Source organism: Mycobacterium rhizamassiliense (assembly GCF_900157375.1).
Classification (GTDB): Bacteria; Actinomycetota; Actinomycetes; order Mycobacteriales; family Mycobacteriaceae; genus Mycobacterium; species Mycobacterium rhizamassiliense.
Genome location: NZ_LT721901.1, coordinates 4,386,659 through 4,405,801, shown reverse-complemented (window position 1 = coordinate 4,405,801; position 19,143 = coordinate 4,386,659). Strand labels below are relative to the sequence as shown.

At 67.3% G+C, this 19,143-nt stretch carries 18 protein-coding genes and 1 pseudogene; 9 read left to right on the top strand and 10 right to left on the bottom strand.

Annotation, left to right across the window (positions count from 1 at the left end):
* Nucleotides 1-33: 33 nt before the first annotated feature.
* Together MRAB57_RS21270 and MRAB57_RS21265 are read right to left on the bottom strand one after the other, a co-directional pair.
* Nucleotides 34-369 carry a DUF732 domain-containing protein gene (locus MRAB57_RS21270; RefSeq protein ID WP_157900648.1) on the bottom strand — a complete coding sequence of 112 codons (336 nt, stop codon included), beginning with the start codon at nucleotides 367-369 and terminating at the stop codon, nucleotides 34-36.
* Nucleotides 370-550: 181 nt separating this feature from the next.
* The gene (locus MRAB57_RS21265) at nucleotides 551-1,216 is read right to left on the bottom strand and encodes an alpha/beta hydrolase (protein WP_077089098.1); all 666 of its coding nucleotides are present in this window, start codon (nucleotides 1,214-1,216) and stop codon (nucleotides 551-553) included.
* Between the two features lie 65 nt (nucleotides 1,217-1,281).
* On the opposite strand from MRAB57_RS21265, the gene cobG reads away from it, so the two are divergent.
* The 3 genes from cobG to MRAB57_RS21250 are packed head-to-tail and all read left to right on the top strand — an operon-like array spanning nucleotide 1,282 to nucleotide 4,506.
* Complete coding sequence (cobG, locus tag MRAB57_RS21260; RefSeq protein WP_077089097.1) at nucleotides 1,282-2,379, top strand: precorrin-3B synthase; 1,098 nt, start codon at nucleotides 1,282-1,284, stop codon at nucleotides 2,377-2,379.
* Nucleotides 2,380-2,398: 19 nt separating this feature from the next.
* Complete coding sequence (locus tag MRAB57_RS21255) at nucleotides 2,399-3,025, top strand: precorrin-8X methylmutase (RefSeq protein WP_077089096.1); 627 nt, start codon at nucleotides 2,399-2,401, stop codon at nucleotides 3,023-3,025.
* On the top strand, nucleotides 3,022-4,506 hold the full coding sequence (locus MRAB57_RS21250) for a precorrin-2 C(20)-methyltransferase (RefSeq protein ID WP_077089095.1): 1,485 nt from the start codon (nucleotides 3,022-3,024) through the stop codon (nucleotides 4,504-4,506). The genes MRAB57_RS21255 and MRAB57_RS21250 overlap by 4 nt, the downstream gene beginning before the upstream one ends.
* Here the strand turns inward: MRAB57_RS21250 and MRAB57_RS21245 are convergent.
* Entirely contained in the window at nucleotides 4,503-6,080 is a 1,578-nt protein-coding gene (locus MRAB57_RS21245; RefSeq protein ID WP_077089094.1) for a PPE domain-containing protein, read from the bottom strand. The two genes, MRAB57_RS21250 and MRAB57_RS21245, sit on opposite strands and share 4 nt — an antisense overlap.
* Before the next feature lie 157 nt (nucleotides 6,081-6,237).
* On the opposite strand from MRAB57_RS21245, the pseudogene MRAB57_RS29275 reads away from it, so the two are divergent.
* Together MRAB57_RS29275 and sigC are read left to right on the top strand one after the other, a co-directional pair.
* Nucleotides 6,238-6,828: pseudogene (locus MRAB57_RS29275) on the top strand (DUF2275 domain-containing protein); the annotation flags it as partial.
* Nucleotides 6,829-7,065: 237 nt separating this feature from the next.
* Nucleotides 7,066-7,620, top strand: a complete 555-nt coding sequence (gene sigC / locus MRAB57_RS29270; protein WP_245836113.1) for an RNA polymerase sigma factor SigC — start codon at nucleotides 7,066-7,068, stop codon at nucleotides 7,618-7,620.
* Here sigC and MRAB57_RS21235 read toward each other — a convergent pair.
* From MRAB57_RS21235 to dprE2, 4 genes are read right to left on the bottom strand one after another with little or no spacing between them, the layout of a single operon-like run.
* The gene (locus MRAB57_RS21235) at nucleotides 7,617-8,342 is read right to left on the bottom strand and encodes a cobalt-precorrin-6A reductase (protein WP_077089093.1); all 726 of its coding nucleotides are present in this window, start codon (nucleotides 8,340-8,342) and stop codon (nucleotides 7,617-7,619) included. The genes sigC and MRAB57_RS21235 overlap by 4 nt on opposite strands.
* Entirely contained in the window at nucleotides 8,342-9,097 is a 756-nt protein-coding gene (gene cobM / locus MRAB57_RS21230) for a precorrin-4 C(11)-methyltransferase (RefSeq protein WP_077090744.1), read from the bottom strand. The genes MRAB57_RS21235 and cobM overlap by 1 nt, the downstream gene beginning before the upstream one ends.
* Entirely contained in the window at nucleotides 9,094-10,254 is a 1,161-nt protein-coding gene (gene cbiE / locus MRAB57_RS21225) for a precorrin-6y C5,15-methyltransferase (decarboxylating) subunit CbiE (protein ID WP_077089092.1), read from the bottom strand. Before cbiE ends, cobM begins: the two co-directional genes overlap by 4 nt.
* A gap of 49 nt (nucleotides 10,255-10,303) precedes the next feature.
* The gene (gene dprE2, locus MRAB57_RS21220) at nucleotides 10,304-11,053 is read right to left on the bottom strand and encodes a decaprenylphospho-beta-D-erythro-pentofuranosid-2-ulose 2-reductase (protein WP_077089091.1); all 750 of its coding nucleotides are present in this window, start codon (nucleotides 11,051-11,053) and stop codon (nucleotides 10,304-10,306) included.
* 35 nt (nucleotides 11,054-11,088) lie between these two features.
* Between dprE2 and MRAB57_RS21215 the strand changes: the two genes are divergently transcribed.
* Nucleotides 11,089-11,499, top strand: a complete 411-nt coding sequence (locus MRAB57_RS21215) for a F420-dependent biliverdin reductase (protein WP_077089090.1) — start codon at nucleotides 11,089-11,091, stop codon at nucleotides 11,497-11,499.
* 221 nt (nucleotides 11,500-11,720) lie between these two features.
* Here the strand turns inward: MRAB57_RS21215 and MRAB57_RS21205 are convergent, their stop codons facing one another.
* Both MRAB57_RS21205 and MRAB57_RS21200 read right to left on the bottom strand, forming a co-directional pair.
* Complete coding sequence (locus tag MRAB57_RS21205; RefSeq protein WP_083743486.1) at nucleotides 11,721-12,512, bottom strand: SseB family protein; 792 nt, start codon at nucleotides 12,510-12,512, stop codon at nucleotides 11,721-11,723.
* Nucleotides 12,513-12,517: 5 nt separating this feature from the next.
* Nucleotides 12,518-15,007: a putative adhesin gene (locus tag MRAB57_RS21200; protein WP_077089088.1), complete on the bottom strand. Its 2,490-nt coding sequence runs from the start codon at nucleotides 15,005-15,007 to the stop codon at nucleotides 12,518-12,520.
* Nucleotides 15,008-15,333: 326 nt separating this feature from the next.
* Here MRAB57_RS21200 and MRAB57_RS21195 point away from each other — a divergent pair, with 326 nt between their 5' ends.
* Both MRAB57_RS21195 and MRAB57_RS21190 read left to right on the top strand, forming a co-directional pair.
* The gene (locus tag MRAB57_RS21195) at nucleotides 15,334-16,248 is read left to right on the top strand and encodes a hypothetical protein (RefSeq protein ID WP_108637977.1); all 915 of its coding nucleotides are present in this window, start codon (nucleotides 15,334-15,336) and stop codon (nucleotides 16,246-16,248) included.
* Nucleotides 16,249-16,433: 185 nt separating this feature from the next.
* Entirely contained in the window at nucleotides 16,434-16,862 is a 429-nt protein-coding gene (locus MRAB57_RS21190; RefSeq protein WP_077089087.1) for a hypothetical protein, read from the top strand.
* Between the two features lie 138 nt (nucleotides 16,863-17,000).
* Here the strand turns inward: MRAB57_RS21190 and MRAB57_RS28835 are convergent, their stop codons facing one another.
* Nucleotides 17,001-17,435 carry a hypothetical protein gene (locus tag MRAB57_RS28835; RefSeq protein ID WP_173813956.1) on the bottom strand — a complete coding sequence of 145 codons (435 nt, stop codon included), beginning with the start codon at nucleotides 17,433-17,435 and terminating at the stop codon, nucleotides 17,001-17,003.
* Nucleotides 17,436-18,461: 1,026 nt separating this feature from the next.
* On the opposite strand from MRAB57_RS28835, the gene MRAB57_RS28830 reads away from it, so the two are divergent.
* Complete coding sequence (locus MRAB57_RS28830; protein WP_173813955.1) at nucleotides 18,462-19,136, top strand: DUF5631 domain-containing protein; 675 nt, start codon at nucleotides 18,462-18,464, stop codon at nucleotides 19,134-19,136.
* The last annotated feature ends 7 nt before the right edge of the window (nucleotides 19,137-19,143 follow it).

Below are 19,143 nucleotides of genomic sequence, written 5' to 3'. Positions count from 1 at the left end.
TTCGTGCGGTGCCGGCTTCGAGATCCGAAGGCGCTACTGCGGCCCCAACTTGGGGGCGAACTGCGGGCAGTAGAACTGGACCGAATCCTGGAGGAACAGAGCGGCATGCGCCCGGTCGAGGCCCGCGCGCTGATTGAGGTATGTGTAGGCCTGCTCTTGGTAGTCGAGCATGGCGCAGACTTCCTGTGCGTCCTCGATCAGAGCGGCATCCGGTCGGCCGATACCGATCCCCTGCCCGCGCGCCTGGGCGAGGAAGTCACCCGTCGGATCTGCATGCGCGGCCGGCGTCGGGCCACCGAAAGAAAGCACAATAGCCGCCAAAGCTCCCATGGCCATCGGCGTCTTCGCGGCCAGTGCAGCAACGTTCATTCGTTTACTTCCTTCCGAGTCACGCATTGAGGATCTGCTTTCACCGCCGGTCTTGCAACCGATCGCGTCACGACTGCTTTTAATCAGTTGCGCACAATTGGTAGCACGAATGTTCAGACGCGAAATCCCGAAGCCTCAGACCCTCCGGCAAACATTGCCTAAATGGCGCCCGAACGAGAGGTCAACGACCGAAGGTCGCAGCGATCCGGGCGGCGACGTCACCCGCCACCCGCAGCGGTAGGCCACCTGTTGCCGCCGAATAGCGATCCGCGACCGGGTCGTAATCGGCGCCGGCGATCGACCCGTGGTCGGCCGCCAGTTCCACCAATTCCGTCGGCCACCCGATCCCTTTGAGACGCGCAGCGAAGCCTCGGCTGGCCGTCACCGGAACGACGTCGTCGGCCAGGCCGTGCAGCAAGGTGAACGGTGCGCCGACTCGGCCACGGGTCAGTTCGTCGGCCAGGATGCGACCCGAGATCGGGTCCGGCGCCATGAAGGCGCCGGCCAGGCAAACCGTGTGTGCCAGTGGGACTTCGAGGCGGGCCGCGTCTACCGTCAGACCCGCCGCGGCGAGGCCGCCCATGGACCATCCGACAAGGACGATGTCGTCGGCGTGCTCGCGGGTGAAGTCGACCGAGCCCAACAGGTCCGCGCGACCGCCGTCGGCGGCGTGCGAGTTCCAGTCGGGCGCGACGACGGTGACGCCGTAGCCGGCGAGCAGCCCGGCCAACGGCCGCAGCACGGTCCGGGCGTCGGCCTGCATGCCGTGCCAGAGCAGGACGGCCAGGCCCCCCGGGTCGCCGTAGACATCGACCAACCGTCCCGGCGCATACTCCGTCGTCCGCACCGCTCAAGGGTGCCCCGCCGGCCCAAATCCAATCTGCCGCAGGCCGCGGGTCGTAACGTGGACGCGTGGCCCGAGCTCGCGACACCGACGCCTGTCCGGGTGCGCTGCAGGTGCACCAGGCCGCCGACGGCGCGCTGGTACGCGTCCGGCTGCCCGGCGGCATGATCGATGCCGCCCAGCTTTCGGCCCTGGCGAGCGTGTCGGAGCGCCTGGGCTCGGGAACGCTGGAGCTCACCGCGCGCGGCAATGTCCAATTGCGCGCGATCAGCGACGTGACGGCCGCCGCCGAGGCCATCGCCGACGCCGGACTGTTGCCGTCGGCGACCCACGAGCGGGTGCGCAACATCGTCGCGTCGCCGTTGTCCGGACGGATCGATGGGCGCGCCGACGTGAGGGTGTGGGTGCGCGAGTTGGACGGGGTGATTCGCGCCGACCCCGGGCTCGCGGAGCTCGGCGGCCGGTTCTGGTTCAGCCTCGACGACGGCCGCGCTGACGTCTCCGGCCTGGGTGCCGACGCCGGCGTGCACGTCTTCGAGGACGGCTGCGGGCTGCTGCTGGCCGGCCGGGACACCGGCGTCCGGGTGCCGCCCGAGGACGCGGTCGCCGCGCTGACCGCGATCGCCATGCGGTTCGTCGATTTGCGCGGAAAGGCTTGGCGCGTCAGCGAATTGGACGATGCCACCGCGCTGTGGCCCGGCGCGAAGCTCGGCGCCGGATTCCCGGTCGTCACCCGCCCGCAGCTGGGCTGGATAACGCAGAACGACGGACGCATCGCGCTGGGCGCCGCCGTGCCGTTGGGCGTGCTGCCCGCCCGCGTCGCGGAGTACCTCGCCGCGATCGAGGCGCCGCTGGTAGTCACGCCGTGGCGCTCGGTGCTGGTCTGTGACCTCGAAGTAGAGGTGGCGGACGTCGCGCTTAGGGTGCTGGCGCCGCTGGGATTGGTGTTCGACGAGCACTCGCCGTGGCTGAGCGTGAGCGCCTGCACCGGCAGCCCGGGCTGCGGGCAGTCGGCCGCCGACGTGCGGGCGGACGCGGCGGGCCTGCTCGACGCGGATTCGGCCGTCCATCGTCACTTCGTCGGCTGCGAACGCGCCTGCGGCAGCCCGGCGACTGGTGAGGTGCTGGTCGCCACCGGCGACGGATATCGCCCGCTCCGAAAATAGGGGGCCTTAAGGTGGGCAGGTGCTCGACTACATCCGCGATGCGGCGGAGATCTATCGCCAGTCGTTTGCGGCCATCCGCGCCGAAGCCGACCTGACGCGATTTCCCGCCGACGTGGCCCGGGTCGTGGTCCGGTTGATCCATACGTGCGGTCAGGTCGACGTGACCGAGCATGTCGCCTACACCGACGACGTCGTGACGCGGACCCGCGCCGCCCTGCTCGACGGCGCTCCCATCCTCTGCGACTCGTCGATGGTCGCCGCCGGCATCACCGCCGCGCGGCTGCCCGCCGGCAACGAGGTCGTGTCGCTGGTGGCCGACCCGCGGGCCCCGGAGCTGGCCGCGCGCCGGCAGACCACCCGCTCGGCGGCCGGCGTCGAGCTGTGGTCGGATCGGCTACCCGGCGCGGTGCTGGCGATCGGCAACGCGCCCACCGCCCTGTTCCGGTTGCTCGAACTGATCGACGAGGGCGTGTCGCCGCCGGCGGCGGTGCTCGGCGGGCCGGTCGGCTTCGTCGGGTCGGCGCAGTCCAAAGAGGAACTCGTCGAGCGGCCGCGCGGCATGTCCTATCTCGTAGTGCGGGGTCGCCGCGGCGGCAGCGCGATGGCGGCGGCCGCCGTCAATGCGATTGCGAGCGACGCCGAATGACCGCGCGCGGCACGCTGTGGGGCGTCGGGCTGGGGCCCGGCGACCCGGAGTTGGTGACGGTCAAGGCCGCCCGGGTGATCGGCGAGGCGGACGTGGTGGCCTACCACAGCGCGCGGCACGGCCGCAGCATCGCGCGCGGCATCGCCGAACCGTACCTGCGGCCCGGGCAGATCGAGGAGCATCTCGTCTACCCGGTGACCACCGAGACGACCGATCATCCCGGCGGCTACGCCGGTGCGATCGAGGACTTCTACGTCGAGGCGTCCGCGCGCATCGCCGCGCACCTGGACGCCGGGCGCACCGTGGCGCTGCTCGCCGAGGGCGACCCGCTGTTCTACAGCTCGTACATGCACTTGCACACCCGGCTGACGCAGCGGTTCGACGCCGTCATCGTGCCGGGCGTGACGTCGGTGAGCGCGGCCTCGGCCGCCGTCGCCACCCCGCTGGTGGCCGGCGACGAGGTGCTGTCGGTGCTGCCGGGGACCCTGCCCGTCGCCGAGCTGACGCGTCGGCTCGCCGACGCCGACGCCGCCGTGGTGCTCAAGCTGGGGCGCTCGTATCATGCTGTGCGCGAAGCGCTTTCGTCCTCCGGCCGGCTGGACGACGCGTTCTACGTGGAGCGGGCCAGCACTCCCGCGCAACGCATATTGCCCGCCGCGGAGGTCGACGAGACCAGCGTGCCGTACTTCTCGCTGGCCATGCTGCCGGGCGGGCGGCGCCTGCGGCAGCAGTCGACCGTCAAGGCCGGCGCCGTCGTGGTGGTGGGCCTGGGGCCCGGTGACACCGACTGGACGACGCCGCAGAGCCGGCGCGAGCTGGCCGCCGCCACCGACCTGATCGGCTACGCCGGCTATCTCGATCGAGTTCCGGATCGCGAGGGCCAGCGGCGTCATGCCAGTGACAACACTGACGAGGCCGCCCGCGCGCAGTTAGCCTGCTCGCTGGCCGAGCAGGGCCGCGCGGTGGCGGTGGTGTCGTCGGGCGATCCCGGGGTGTTCGCGATGGCGACCGCCGTGCTCGAAGAGGCCAAACAGTGGCCGGGAGTACAGGTTCGGGTGATTCCCGGCATGACGGCGGCCCAGGCCGTCGCCAGCAGAGTCGGCGCTCCCCTGGGCCACGACTACGCGGTGATCTCGCTGTCCGACCGGCTCAAGCCCTGGGACGTCATCGCTTCGCGCCTGGACGCCGCGGCCGCGGCCGACTTGGTGCTGGCCATCTACAACCCGGCCTCGAAGTCGCGGACCTGGCAGGTCGGTGCGATGCGCGACGTCCTGCTCGCCCACCGCGAACCCGGCACGCCCGTGGTGATCGGGCGTGACGTGGCCGGGCCCGCCGAAGACGTGCGCGTGGTGCGGCTGGACGAACTGGATCCCGCCGAGATCGACATGCGCTGCCTGCTGATCGTCGGGTCTTCCCAAACGCAGTGGCACTCAAGCGATTTCGGCGACCGGGTGTTCACCCCCCGGCGCTATCCCGCCTAGTCCCGATTCCAGCTGCTGGGCAGCATCGGCACCGCCGGTCGATCGCTCCAGCCGTCCCCGTCCAGCGTCGCCAGCCCCGCGGCCTGGGCCGCCTCGGATCTGGTTGCGGCACCGGCGAATCCGAGCGCCCCCGCGGCCCGGCCATCGGCCGTCGCAGCCGGCTCGTCCGACGGCGCGGGGTCGTCCTCGAGGTCCATGAACTCGTAGCGGTAGGCCTTGTCCTTGGCCGTCGCACCCCGGCGCCGGCGGGCCTTGAGCCGCCCCTTGGCCGAGGCCGCCGCGGCCGCCGCCGGGGCGTCGGCGTCGTCGTCCGCCGGCTCCTCCGACTTGCGGCGGGCACGGCTGCTCGCGCTGCCGCGCGCCGACAACCCCGACAGGCCAACGGCATACAACGCATCGGACAGGCCCGCACCGATTCCCGTCGTGCTGGTCGGCCCGAAGCCCACCCCGGGTCCGCCGCCGACCGGCCCGCCGCCGCTCGAAGCCGGAGCCGACGTTGCGGTGCTGGGCGCCGCCGCGCTGCTGCTCGCGCTGGTGGGAACGCTCGCCGACGCCGCCGGAGCCGGCGCGGGCACCGGGGCCGGCGCGACCGCAGGGGCGGGCACCGGCTGGATCGACAACGGGACGGCGGTGCCGACGGCGATCGCCGTCGCCCCGCCCGCAGCGGCGGCGCCGACCGCAGCCGCGGCAACCATCATGACCGGGACCGCGACAACGGCCAGCTGAATCAGCGGCGTGATGAACGGCCAGAAGATCATCAGCGTGTGGAAGATGGCCCAGCCGAGCGCCTGCGACAGGGCCGGCGACAAGCCAAGTTGGCCGAAGAACGAGGCGAGGCTGTTGACCCACGGCACCGGCGGGAAGGGCCACCCACCGGGGTTGAGCTCCTTGGACACCGGCCACGCGAACGTGCTGGTGTACTTCTGCAGCCATGCGGTGAGCTGGTCCATCCAGGACGGGTAGGTCTTGGTCGCCGTCGCGGCCTGCGCCTGCGTCGTCACGGTGTCGCTCGCGGTGGTCGCGGCGTCCCCGCCGGTGCTGACGATCTGCGGTGCGGGCGTCGTCTCCGGAACCGCCAGCAGCGCGGATTCGCTGACCGCCTGATACGTGGTCATCGTCGCGGCGGCCTGCACCCACATGCGCGCGTAGTCGGCCTCGTTCACCGCGATGGGGATGGTGTTGATGCCGAAGAAGTTGGTGGCCAGCAGCGTGGCGTGAATGGTGTGGTTGGCGGCCAGTTCCGGCATCGTCGGCATGACGGCCAGCGCGGTCGTGTAGGCCGCGGCCGCCGTCTCGTGCAGGGAGGCCGCGGTGGTGCTCTTGGCGGCACTGTCGAGCAGCCAGCTCAAGTAGGGGGCGTGCGCCGCGACGTACTGCGCCGCGCTGGGGCCCTGCCAGGCGCCCGCCTGCACGCCGCCCAGCAGCGCGGTGAGTTCGTCTGCCGCCTCGCCGTATTCGGTGCTCATCGACGACCACACGCCCGCGGCGGCCAGCAGCGGCCCAGGTCCCGGGCCGCTGCTGAGCAATGTCGAGTGGACCTCCGGCGGAAAGGCCATCCAGATCGGGGCGGTCATCGTCGGCGACCTTGCAAGACGAGCTCGGAGACGAGCGAGGACACGAATACCCCTTCGATTGGCTGCGGGCTGGCGGCGCTTGTCTTCAGTGGTCGGTTCGCGACCCGGTTTGGTTCCACGCGATTGTTTTTCGGGGCTCTTTGCGCGCAGCGCGGGCATGCGCAACGATGCAGGGATGCGGTGTGAGGTGGCTCGTGAGGCGCTGTCTGCGCGTTTGGATGGCGAGCGTCCCGAGGTGCTCCCCCAACAGGTCGACGCGCACCTGGACTCCTGCCGTGCCTGCCGCGGCTGGCTGATCAACGCCGCGGTGCAGACGCGGCGCCTGGCCTCGATGCCGGCCGGCGAGGGACCGGATCTGGTCGACCGGATCCTGGCGAGCCTCAACGAGGAGTCGACGACGAGGCAGCGCTGGATGCGGGCGCTGCGCTCGCACTACCGGCGCTGGGGACTCATCGCGGTCGGCCTGTTCCAGGTGGCGATCGCGGCCGCGCAAATCAGCGGGATCAGCTTCGGCATGGTGTCCGCACATCACATGCACGGGGCGATGTCCGGCGAACACCTGATGCACGAGTCCACCGCCTGGCTGCTGGCGCTGGGATCGGCCATGATCGCCGCCGGTGTCTGGCCCGCGATCGCGGTCGGCGTCTCGGCGATCGCCGGTGCCTATTCGCTGGCGTTGCTGGCCTACGTGGCCGCCGACGCCCTGGACGGTCAGGTGACGGCCACGCGGGTGGCCAGCCACGTTCCGATCCTGCTGGGCCTGGTGTTCGCGGTGCTGGTGTCCCGCGAACACGCGGGCGGACGTGGGCGGCGACGCGTCGACTTCGATGCCGGCGCTTCGGGCCGGCCCCCCGCGACTCCCGCCGCCCGGCGCCCCGGTCACCTGCGGCCGATCAACCGGAAAATGTCTTTGCCGGCCCCGGCCGCAAACTCTACGACGGGCAGTCGTAGACTGATCCGACCCGCGCAACTAAGGTGGTTGGCCATGACCGCGTCAAGCGACGACGAGGCCGTTACCGCACTCGCCCTGTCGGCCGCGCGCGGCAATGCCAGAGCGCTCGAGGCGTTCATCAAGGCCACCCAGCAAGATGTCTGGCGTTTCGTCACCTACCTCTCCGATGCGGGCAGCGCCGACGATCTGACCCAGGAAACCTTCCTGCGGGCCATCGGTGCGATCGAACGGTTCTCCGGCCGATCCTCCGCTCGCACTTGGCTATTGGCGATCGCGCGCCGGGTCGTCGCCGATCACGTCCGGCACATCCAGTCGCGGCCGCGGAGCGCGCCGGGCGCCAATCCCGAGCACGTGATCGTCGGCGACCGCAATGCCCGCGGCTTCGAAGACCTGGTCGAGGTGACCACGATGATCGCCGGCCTCAACCCCGAACAGCGCGAGGCGCTGCTGCTCACCCAACTGCTCGGGCTGCCCTACGCCGACGCCGCCGCGGTCTGCGGCTGCCCCGTGGGCACCATCCGGTCGCGTGTCGCGCGGGCCCGCGATGCGTTGCTGGCCGATGCCGACCGCGACGACCTGACCGGTTAGTCCAGCCCGGCAATCCAGTCGACGGCCTCCTCGACGGTGCCCACCGTCGTCACCCCCGTCGGCAGCGGCGGGCGCGCCACCATCACCACCGGGATATCCAGCGCGGCAGCGGCGTCCAGCTTGCCCCGGGTCATGTCGCCGCCGCTGTTCTTGGTGACGAGCGCGTCGATGCGATGCTCCTTGAGCAGGACGAGTTCGTCGTCGTAGTGATACGGTCCGCGGGACAACAGCAGCTGATAACTGGGCGGCAATGCTTCCGTGTCCGGTTCGGTGACCGCGCGGATCAGAAACCAGGCGTCGCTGTATTGGAAAGCGTTGAGGCCGGATCGACCGGTGGTGAGGAACACCCGCGAATAGCCCTGGCGCTGCACGGTTTCCGCGGCTTTTTTGTCCGATGCGACGACGGTGGCGGCACCGGGGTCCCAGGCCGGGCGGGCCAGCACCAGCAGCGGCAGCTTTGCCTCGCCGCATGCCTGCGCCGCGTGCGCGGTCATGGTTGCCGCGAAGGGATGGGTGGCGTCGACGACCGCGTCGATGCCGTTGTCTTGTAACCATTGCGTGAGCCCTTTGACGCCGCCGAATCCGCCGATGCGGGTTGGGCCCACGGGCAGCGCCGGGTCGGGCACCCGGCCGGCCAACGAGCTGATGATGTCGACCCGCGGGTGCAGGGCTTTCGCCAGGGCGCGGGCCTCGCCGGTGCCGCCCAGCAGCAACACCCGCATCAGTGCGGGCCCCGGGCGCGGCGCGCGGTCGAGTACAGGTAGCTGTCGGTGAATCCCTCGGCCGCCAGGACGTCACCGACGATGATGACCGCGGTTTTGGTGACGTTGGCGTCGTGCATCTGCGCGGCGATGGTGTCCAGCGTGCCGCGCAGGATGGTCTCCTGCGGCCAGCTCGCGAAAGCCACCGTCGCCGCCGGTGTTTCGGGTGCGTAGCCGTTGTCGAGCAGCTGCGGCACGATCGTGTCGATCTGGGCGGCGGCCAGGTGCAGCACCAGCGTGCCGCCGGACCGGGCCAGGGTCTGCAGGTCTTCGCCGGGCGGCATCGGCGTCGACAGCGTCGATACCCGGGTCAGCGTCAGGGTCTGCGCCACGCCGGGCACGGTGAGTTCGCGTTTGAGCGCGGCCGCGGCCGCGGCGAAAGCCGGTACGCCGGGCACGATTTCGTAGTCGATGTTCAGAGCGTCGAGCTGGCGGCACTGCTCGGCCAGCGCGCTGTACAGTGATGGGTCGCCGGAATGCAGCCGCGCCACGTCGTGGCCATTGGTGCTCGCGTCGACGAGCTCGGCCACGATCTGCTCGAGCGTCAGCGGCCCGGTGTCAACGACTTTCGCGTCCGGCGGGCACCAAGCCAGCAGGTCGTCGGGCATGATCGAACCCGCGTACAGGCATACGGTGCACCGCTGCAGCAGCCGTTGGCCGCGAACGGTGATCAGGTCGGTGGCCCCGGGGCCTGCGCCGATGAAGTAGACCGTCACGTGGCCACCGACCATTGGGTGATCGGATAGTGCGGCCGCCAGCCGGTGAACCCACCCAGCGGTTCGCCCTGATAGTGCTGGAAGCGTCGCAGCCGGCCGCCGAGGCGCGAATATGCCTGCATCAGAAGCGCTTCCGATTCGGTGGTGACGGCGTTGGCGACGAGGCGTCCCCCATTTGGCAGGTGCTCGAGGCAGGCGTCGAGCAGTCCCGGCTGGGTCAGGCCGCCGCCGACGAAGATCGCCGATGGTGACGGGGCGTCGTCGAATGCGTGGGGCGCTGCTTCGCGTACCTCGATGCTGACGCCGTGGGCAGCGGCGTTGAATGCGATGTTTCGGCGGCGCTGGTCGTCCTGCTCGAATGCGATTGCGGTGCAACCGTGCCAGCTGCGACACCATTCGACCGCGATGCTGCCCGAGCCCGCGCCGACGTCCCACAGCCGCTCCCCCGGCCGCGGCTGCAGGGCCGCGAGGGTGACCGCGCGGATGCCGTGTTTGGTGATCTGGCCGTCGTGGAGGAACGCGTCGTCGGGCAGCGGCGAGAGGCGCTCGTCGGGCAGGTAGCGGATGGCGATGACGTTGAGGTCGTCGACGTCTTTGTCGTTAATCCAGTCGCGTGCGATGCCGTCGCGGCGGCGCTCGGCCGGGCCGCCGAGCTGTTCGAGCACGCTGAACTCGGAATCGCCCCGGCCGGTGGTGGCGAGCAGCTGCGCAAGCGTGTGGGGGGTGGATCCGTTTTGCGACAACACGATTGCCCGCCCACCGCGGCGCACCGCCGTCGCGGGTTGGGCGGTCACCAGGCTGATCACCTCGGTGTCGTGCACGTTCCAGCCCATCCGCGCGCATGCCAGCGTCACCGAGGACACGTGCGGCAGCACTCTGACTCTGTCCGGGCCGTGGAGGCGGATCAGCGTGCCGCCGATGCCATGCAGCAGCGGGTCGCCGCTGGCGACGATGTGGATTTCGCCGTCGACCGGAAGCGCTTGCAGGGCAGGCAACATCGGCGACGGCCACTCGTTACGCTGGGCCGTCACCGTGTCGTCGAGCAGGGCGAGCTGACGCGGTGAGCCGTATATGACGGTGGCCCTGCGTAATTCGCCTCGGGATGCGTCCGAGAGGCCCGTCATGCCGTCGGCGCCGATGCCCACCACGATGATCATGGGCGCCGCTTCTCCTCATCGCTTCGCTCTGCATCGTCGCCGGCGCGGATCATCGCGGCATCCTCCGCCACACGAATTGCGGCAGCAACCGGAACACGAAGGCCACCGGTCCCAGCGCCCACGGGACCCACACGGTCCGCTTTTTCTTTGCGAGGGCCCGGGCGGTAGCGGTGGCCACCCGCTCGGGCGTGATCGACAGCGGTGCCGGCGCCATGCCCTGCGTCATGCGCCCGATGACGAAGCCGGGGCGGGCTAGCAACAGGTGCACCCCGGTGCCGTGCAGCGCGTCGGCCAGGCCGTTGGCGAAGCCGTCCAGCCCGGCCTTGGCGGAGCCGTAGACGTAGTTGGCGCGACGCACGCGTGCGCCGGCGATCGAGGAGAACACCACCAGTTGGCCGTGTCCGGCCGCGCGCATGGCGGTAGCCAGGTGGGTCAGCATGCTGACTTGGGCGACGAAGTCGGTGTGCACGATGGCGACCGCGTGTTCGGCGTCGACTTCGGCGCGGGCCTGATCGCCGAGAATGCCGAAGGCCAGCACCGCGGTGCCGATGGGGCCGTGGTCGGCGACGATCTGGGCGATCAGCGGGCCATGTGAGGCCAGGTCGTCGGCGTCGAACTCCGCGGTGTGCACCGCCGTCGCGCCGGCGGCTTTGACCGCGGCGACCTCGTCGTCGAGCTGGTCGGCCCTGCGTGCGGCCAGCACCACCGTCGCCCCGGGCGCCAGGAGTCGCGCGAGCTCGATGCCGATCTCACTGCGTCCGCCCAGGATTAGAACTGGACCCGCGCCCGTGTCGTCCACGGCTGCGATTATTACCTGCGCTAGCGTGGGCGGTGATGGCGAACACCACTACACGGCTCACTGATGACGCTTTGGCGTTCCTGTCCGAGCGTCACCTGGCGATGCTGACCACGCTTCGAGCGGACAATTCGCCGCATGTGGTGGCCGTCGGATTCACCTTCGACCCCAGGACGCACATCGCGCGGGTCATCACCAGCGGGGGCACCCAGAAGGCCGTCAACGCCGACCGCGCCGGGGTGGCCGTGCTGAGTCAGGTCGACGGAGCCCGCTGGATTTCACTCGAAGGCCGGTCCAAGGTCAACAACGACGCCGATGCCGTGCGCGACGCCGAGCTGCGCTACGCCCAGCGCTATCGGACCCCCCGCCCGAATCCGCGCCGGGTGGTCATCGAGGTGCAGATCGAGCGCGTGCTCGGCTCGTCGGATCTGCTCGACCGCAGCGAGTAAGTCAGCGGGCGGTTACTGTTCCCGCCGGGGATCAAACTCCGTCCCTGAAATGTCATCCCAGAATTTAGGTAGACTTCTTTAACTCGGTCCTCCGGGGGTACGGCATCTATCTGGCGCCTGAACTCATCAAGTATCTGGCGAGCACGCGCGCCAACTCCTGTTCTGTCGGTGGGGTGCGGCCCAGCTCTTCGGGTGTGGTGAAAGTCTTTCCACCAATTTTCTTACTCATTCGAATCACTGCAACCCAGCGATTCACGGTCGAAGATAACCCAGTCGTCAGAATCGTTTATGAGCTGTACTCCCTGGATTTGAGCCTCGTTATTTACCATTTCCTTCAAGGCTTCCCAGGTAATACCGCCATACGCGATTCCGGGTCGGCTCCGGGTGAGGTATGCGCGAATGACATTAGCCATGTGCTCGACCGAAATTGTCTTCATAACCGGTTGGCCCGCATCGCCAACCTTCTCCGCGTTCAACTCTAGGTAGAGCTCGCGCCCCTGAAGCAGAGACGGTATAGCGGGTGATAGTTGTTCCGGCTCACTGTGTACGGCGCGCGTGATGAGCGCCTCAAGACTCTGGTCTGCCGGGCGACTTTCAGACGAGCTGAAAGAACTGCTCGCCGCGTGCTCGCCCGACCGAAGATCGTCTAGAACGGCTGGGATCTGACTCTTTCCGACAGCAACCCACTGCGAAGCCCGGTTAGACACAATTACCCAATCGAGCACCGGCATTTTCAGTGCTGCTGCGAGCGCGTCGCGGAAACTTCCCCCACCGAACCGACCCGGCAGATCCGGATGAGACTTTGACGTGTACAGCATCATGGCACGCGTACCGTCGGGCAGGCGGAGCAACGGAGTAGCTTTTTTCCCTCCGCTTGCGTGCTGTCCGGTTTCCATGGGGAAGAATACTTCAACGCTACGAAGAGCTCGGAACAAGCGTTTGTTCGCAGCAGGATCCGCCTCTTCGGCTGCGATACGCACGAGTTCCTCGATTTCAGCGCTATTCGGCGTCAAAATAGCTACCTTTCATAGGCCTTAAAGATTCCCGTCCATTCGTCAAATATACCGTCAACATCATATACCTTACCCGTCGGGCAGGTCGGGTCGTACGTACATACGGCGAGATCAACGGGTCCCATATCCTCTGCTAAAAGATCACTCAAATGTGTTGGCGAAAGAACTGTTTGCGGTCCACCCATAATATTAAGACCATCTGGCGGATAGATCGTGTAGTTCGGCATCGATTCACCCGACGCGAACGTCTTCGAATACACCCCCGACGTATCGCCACCGGTTTCGATCAAATTGCCGAGTGCATCACTAATGCTCGATCCGTGCTCCGCATAGACCGTGATGGTTGTGCCCGGTGGCACGCTTATGTCGCCGCGGGCTGGGTCGTACGCGCCATGCCCACTTATGGCATGCCTCGACCTGTCAGGGCCGCCTAGATCATCGACAGCAGCTTCGTCCGCCTGCTCTCCTTCACGATGCGGAGGTTCATGTGGGCCCACGTCCGACGGATTGCGTCCGGGAGCCCCATTTAGATCGTCCGAACCGGACAATCCGGGTTCGTGTTGATAAGCGCTCGAAGGGCCACCGTCACCGGGTCCGTGCCAGCCATCACCACCTGGGTGCGAAAACTCTGGCGGAGACGCGCTGGGCGACGTGAAATGTGGAGTCGACGATTGGGGTGCCGAAGATGCGAGTGCGGGTGCCTGTGTGGGGGCCGGCACTACTTCAGCCGGAGAGTCGTTGGTCGACCCTGGGACGCGAGCGGGTGCTGGCTCCGCGAGCTGTGGAGTGTGGGATAGCAATTGCTCACTGGGGCTAGCGGGCACTGACATTGGCTCACGCGGACCACCACCCGCCCCGGGTGTAGGCGCATCGTGCGGAGCACCTGGCGCCCCAGGTCGTCCCGGGCCGGCTCCGCCCGGCGCGGTCGGCGAGTGAGGCGAAGGCGTCCCGGGCGGTGCGGACTCGACGGGTCGCGGCGCTGGCGCTCCCGGAACCTCGGTCGGCGGGGCGGGCATCGGTCGACCTGCGGCAGGAATGTCCGCCTTGGACGCATCCAGTTTGAGGTTGTCGAGGTCTTTGGTGAGGTTGGTGCCGACGTTGCTGATATCACCCAAGGCGCGGCTACTCGTCGCAATCTTTCCAACACGGCCCGCCGCGCCCGCGGCTTCGCCCGCTTCTTCAGCACCACGCGCGGCCGCCGACCCGGCCTCAGCGCCGGCTCCCACTTCACCGACGCCAGGAAGCATAAGCATCAGACCATCGGCGATGTTTTCTCCAAGCCCCAGCCCCGGCCGATCCCCGCTCCAATCATCCAGGTGCAAAAGCGATTTCCACATTTGCGCGTTGGCCTGCACACCCTCCTTGGGATGCAGAATTTGGTTAACCGCGCTCGCTTTGAACTGGCTCTCCAAAGTGGACTTCCAGGTGGTCTCAGCACCCTTGGGATCGAGAAAGATCCACCCCGGACCGAGGTCCACCATGCCCAGGGTCGCCTGGACGACTCCCTTGCCAAGTCCCTCGATCACGTTGGCCGCAAAGTCGAAATCGTTTGCGACCTTGTTGCCTACGACGTCGCCCAGAAAATTCTTGAACTGGCCGCGCATGAACTTCTCCAGGTCAACGACTAAGCCGTCGGCGACATGCATCAGCAGCTTGATGCCCTGCTCGAAAGCCCTTGCCTGCCGACCCAATTCGTGTAACACAGCATTGACGTCCTGCGCGATCTTCCTGATCTCGTCGAGAGCATCACCGTCCAAGATCAACTCCACGTCGTGCCAGAGGTCGGTCAGTGAGCCCAAGCGTTGCAACAGATCTCGGATGTCGTGTTGAGCCTGGCCCACCTCCTTGGCGAAACTGTCCAGGAGGGCGGCCATCTTGTCGCATTGCCCGCTCAATGTGGCTACGGCAACTTCCATCTGAGTCAAAACCTGGATTATCAGGAAGCGTTCGGGCATCTGCTGAGTGCCGATCAGCGTCCCCGGACCGCTCAGGGCGCCGCTCATCCCACCTACCGCCGACGCGAACGTCCGCCAACACCCCGCGGCCGCATGTAGTCCCGCTACGTCGCCGTCGGGCCAGAGGCTGTCCACCAAGGGCTGCACCACAGCCCAAAGCGGCGGCGGCGGCTCTCCCGGGCCGAGCGTGCCCGGAGGCCGGGGAGCCGCGACTTTTGTCGGCGCGGCCGGCGGCTGCAGCACGCCAGCACCGCCGCCCAGATTCGAGGCCGCTTCGGCGATCGAATAGTTCGAGGCGCCTTGTTGGATCAGGGCGCCGATCTGTTGGCATGCGTTGACCGCCGCCGTCGCCGACTTGAGTAAGGACTCCGCCGCGGATTGATAACCCAACCCGAACAGCTCGCCGGCGATGTCTGATCCCGTGTTGGCGCCGAATCCGGCCGTCAACACGGCCATCGCCGCGCCCAGCCCCTCGCCCACCGCAACCACGGCGCTGCCAGCGGCGTAAAGCGCCTCCGGGTCGACGGCGAGGACGGTCACGGGCGGAATTTTCGTCCACACCGCACGCTGGCGCTATTCACCCCCGGATCGCGGCACAACGCCAGGCGTAGTGGGCTCTCGCGACAACTCGCTGGTACAACTCCGCGGTGAATTGACCGGAATTCATACCGTGATTAGCCTCGCCATCAAGGCGCACGGGGGTGCATTGTGTGGTTCAGACCTGCAGCATTAGGGAATACGAGTCGCATTGGCGCCCGCGCTCATATCGGGGTCTCGATGGCACGGAAGGATGAGATGTTGGTCGGCACCTGCTTGCTGAGTTGGGAAGCCAACCAGGTCCAGGCACCGGTCCGCGGGAGAACGCCATGACCAGCCAGCTACAGATACTTCTCGACGAGCTCGCGCAACTCACCAAGCAGCCGCCGCCTCCCGGCATCACGCCCGATCAGCTGGCAACTGGTCAGTCCCTCATGAGCCAGCTGCTGAGGATCTTTGGGCTAGCCGCCAACACGGGCGATCCGGCCGATATGACGGCCGCCGAGGGCGGATACGCCCAACGTGACGCCAAGACTGGCGACGCCCTCACCAAATTCCCTGCCAACGAGGCGGAATCGGCGCAGAAGGCGGCTCAACCGGACCAGATGGCCCAAATGGTGCAGCAGATCCCGCAGATGCTGTCGGGAATGTTGGGCGGACTCTCAGGCGCCATGAGCGGTTTGATGCAACCGCTGAGCCAGCTTCCCCAGCAGGCAATGCAAGCGATGCAGGCAGGCATGGGCGCTATGCAGCACGGCGCGGGCGGAGCTGCGGCTGGCGCTATTCCGGCCGAATTAGCCGGGTCCACAAAGGGTGCGGGCGGGCTCGGAGGCGGCGGTGGCGGCCTCGGCGGTGGATTGGGCGCGACCACACCCACCGCGATGCTGGGTCCGCTTCCCGCCCCGTCGGCGGGTACCGAGCCCGCTGCCGCCCACGGCGCCGCGGGAGGAACGCCCAGTGCCGCAACGCCTTCCGCGGGCCCCAGGGGTGGGATGGGCGGAATGCCGATGATGCCGCCTGGCGGCATGCACGGTGGCGCTGGGTCCAACAAAGATGACAAGCCGGGAACCAAGCGGATTGTCGCCCCGACCGTCAAGAATGGCGCTCCGGTGCAGGGACGTATCACCAAACCGCCGCCCTCGCCTGAAGTTGTCAAACGTGTTGAGGGCAAACCGATTGCGAGTCGTCGCATCCTCTTGCCCGAGCAAAAGCGAGACGACGATGAGCCAGACTCAACGCGGTAAAAGGCAGGACTTCGTAGATGACCTTCTCAAGACCAGACTGCTTGCGCAAGAATGTCTTTCATCGTATTTGCATCAATAGGCGATAGGATCAGACAGTGTCGGAATTTCCTCCACCTTCAGCTGCTCCGCATATGCCGCCCCCGTGGCCCCCAGCGGGTCCGCCTCCCCGAAGGCGACAATGGCCTATGTTTGTCGTCTTGCTCATCGGCCTTCTGATCACGCTCGCCGTCGCGATCCCCAAACCCCCTACCGCACCTGCCTACTCCGCCCAGCAGATTGCGGACGCGAAGAAAAAGGTCTGTGCCGAATACCAGAAAGTGCATACCGCGATTAAGGCGAGCACAGGTCGGGACATGGGCGCTGACCCGACCGCCCAACAGGTATATGGACTCACCGGCCGACAAGCGCTCTTAGCGGGCAGCGAGCATCTCCGGACCGTGCTTTCCTCAGAGCCCGCTACTCCGGAAGAAATCGCAACAGCGATCCGTAAACTGACAGGCCTTTTTCAAGAGTTAACCATCGATTACCTGAATAGCATGCCCGATTCCGATATGGAACCAACCGTACATGCCGCCGATGAAACAACCCTGGCCATCGAAGGTTTGTGTAAATGATGGAGTCATGGGTATGTGTATATATTCGAATTCGGATTAAGCGCTGTACGACGGGCTGTGTAAATGGAATTCCCTGAAGGTAAGTGGTCATTCGTACTTGTTGGCGCGCTATGGCCGTCCGACGGGGATCTGGCAGCGCTATCGCAGGGCAAGCTGAATCGGGGCCAAATCAAGTCGGCGTACCAGCACTTTTCGGATATATTGCACAGTGCTCTGACCGGGCCGCTCGCCCCGCAACAAGGACACACGGCCGACGACTTGCGCAATGCCTTTCAGGACGGCGAGAAACAGGCAAGGGAAATATCCGACAAGAGCGGGACCAAAGAAACTGCATACGGCACCGCTTACGACAGCATGGTGAACCTCCAGCACTCGTTGGCGAATATAGCAAAGGAAGGCAATCAGCAGATCAAAGAAATCGAAGAATCTAAACAGCCGGTCGAAGCGAAAGTGCCGCAGATCGTAACTGCGATTCAACAGTTCAGAGCACAGGCGAATATTCTTGCCGCAAAGTATGCCGGAAACGTGTCCGATGCAATGCAGACGGTCCTCAATGCGGACAAACCCGGACAATCAGCGCGCCAATTTACTCAGACTCACGGTCTCGACATGGGGCACATGTTTAGACAGCCCGATGACCAGAAGAACCTAGAGGACCGAGTTCGAACCGACCTCGAGAAGAACAGTTCACCAGCAGGGCTCACCGGGGGCCTTAAGTCCTCGTTGGGCTCGCCAGAGGGAGGGTCTTTCTCGCCAGACGGCCAACTCTCTCCGACAGGAGCCGGCGGTCCCGCGGGCGTCACATCTGGCCTCGCGGCATCGACTCCTGCCCCAGGAACCCAGATCCACGCTGCTGGCTACCACTCACGTACGGGTGTCACACCAGGTCTTGGTCTCAACCCGCCCCCTCAGGCGCCGCCGGCACCGAAAGCACCAGCGCCGACCGCGAGCGCGCTGCCGTCGGCACCATCGCTGCCACACGCAGGCGGTGGCTCGATGGGGTCGCCAATGAGCGGCGGGCCCAGCTCGGGCCTATCCAGCACGTCTCCCGCGGGCCTAACGGGTGCGCCAGTCGCGCCGACGGGCGCGCCCCAGCCCGCAACCCCGGGCGAACTGATGCACAGCTTCGACAAGGGCCTGCAAGCCGGATCGGCGGGAGCCGGCGCTCTCCCGCCTGCACAGATGGCACCCACAGACCCACAAGTTCCGCCGTCGCCAGCGACGACACCAATGGCGGGCGCGGGTGTCCCCGCAGTCGCCCAGGCATACGAAGCGCCGGCGCCGGTCTCGCACGTGTCCGCTTCGGAGGCAGCGCCGGCCCCCCAAATGATGTCAGGACCGGCCACCTCAGGCGGCTCTGCGGCCGCACCGTCCGCTCCGTCGGGCGGGCTGCCCGCTTACGCTTCCGATATCCGACCCGCGGCGCCGACGCCCACGATCTCGGCCGCGCCTCCGAGTGTGCCGTCCTCGATGGCACCGGCTTCGGCCCCGGTCCATCCCTCAGCGGGGCAAGGCAGTTCGGGGACGCCGACGGTTGTGCGCCAAGTCCCGACGCCTCCGCCACCGTCGTCGCCCTCAAGCCTAGGAACCGAGTCGGTCATGGCCACCGCCACCGGTGCCGTAGCCGGAGCGGCATCGGCTGATGCCACTGCACGGAATAGATTGCAGCGCTTGGTATCCGCCGTCGCCCGCCAGCAACCCCGCCTGGCCTGGGCCGCCGGAGACCGCCCCGACAACACCACTGTGCTGGCAACCGATCTGGCCAGCGGCTGGATCCCTCCGGGAATCGAACTTCCCGCTGCGGTCACACTTTTGCCGCCGGAACGGCGACGCGGCGACCTGGAGACGCTGCTCGGCGAAGTCGGCGTGGCGGCCAGCTACACCCCGATCCACCATGTCCCCGAGCCGGATGACGAACCAATCCCGACGTCGCCTCGCCCTCGACACGTACCCGAGATCGACGAACTCGGTTGGGAGCTAAGCCAAGCCACTCAGTGGCGCGACGGTCTCCCCCGCCTCGCCCACACGCTGGCCAAGGCGGCTTCCGGCGGTACGGGCGTCCTGGACAAGGAAGTCGAACTGCTACGCCAACACCTCGACGCTATCAGCTCCCGCGTCCTGGATAGCTATCCGGATAACGTAGATGCCCATGACGTCGGCAACTGGCAGCTGCTGGCCGCCATCGACGCGCTGATTGCCGGTGATAAGTCAACTGCCACTTATCATCTCGCGTGGTTCGAAGCCTGCAACAGCACGGCTACACAGAACCCCTAACGCGACG

What these genes read in the sequence shown, in the direction of transcription:
- MRAB57_RS28830 (WP_173813955.1), top strand. Translation starts at nt 18,462, where the DNA reads ATGGCCACCGCCACCGGTGCCGTAGCCGGAGCGGCATCGGCTGATGCC.
- cbiE (WP_077089092.1), bottom strand. Translation starts at nt 10,254, where the DNA reads ATGATCATCGTGGTGGGCATCGGCGCCGACGGCATGACGGGCCTCTCG.
- MRAB57_RS21245 (WP_077089094.1), bottom strand. Translation starts at nt 6,080, where the DNA reads ATGACCGCCCCGATCTGGATGGCCTTTCCGCCGGAGGTCCACTCGACA.
- MRAB57_RS21195 (WP_108637977.1), top strand. Translation starts at nt 15,334, where the DNA reads ATGACCAGCCAGCTACAGATACTTCTCGACGAGCTCGCGCAACTCACC.
- MRAB57_RS21270 (WP_157900648.1), bottom strand. Translation starts at nt 369, where the DNA reads ATGAACGTTGCTGCACTGGCCGCGAAGACGCCGATGGCCATGGGAGCT.
- MRAB57_RS21190 (WP_077089087.1), top strand. Translation starts at nt 16,434, where the DNA reads ATGTTTGTCGTCTTGCTCATCGGCCTTCTGATCACGCTCGCCGTCGCG.
- MRAB57_RS21250 (WP_077089095.1), top strand. Translation starts at nt 3,022, where the DNA reads ATGACCGCGCGCGGCACGCTGTGGGGCGTCGGGCTGGGGCCCGGCGAC.
- sigC (WP_245836113.1), top strand. Translation starts at nt 7,066, where the DNA reads ATGACCGCGTCAAGCGACGACGAGGCCGTTACCGCACTCGCCCTGTCG.
- MRAB57_RS21235 (WP_077089093.1), bottom strand. Translation starts at nt 8,342, where the DNA reads ATGCGGGTGTTGCTGCTGGGCGGCACCGGCGAGGCCCGCGCCCTGGCG.
- MRAB57_RS21215 (WP_077089090.1), top strand. Translation starts at nt 11,089, where the DNA reads ATGGCGAACACCACTACACGGCTCACTGATGACGCTTTGGCGTTCCTG.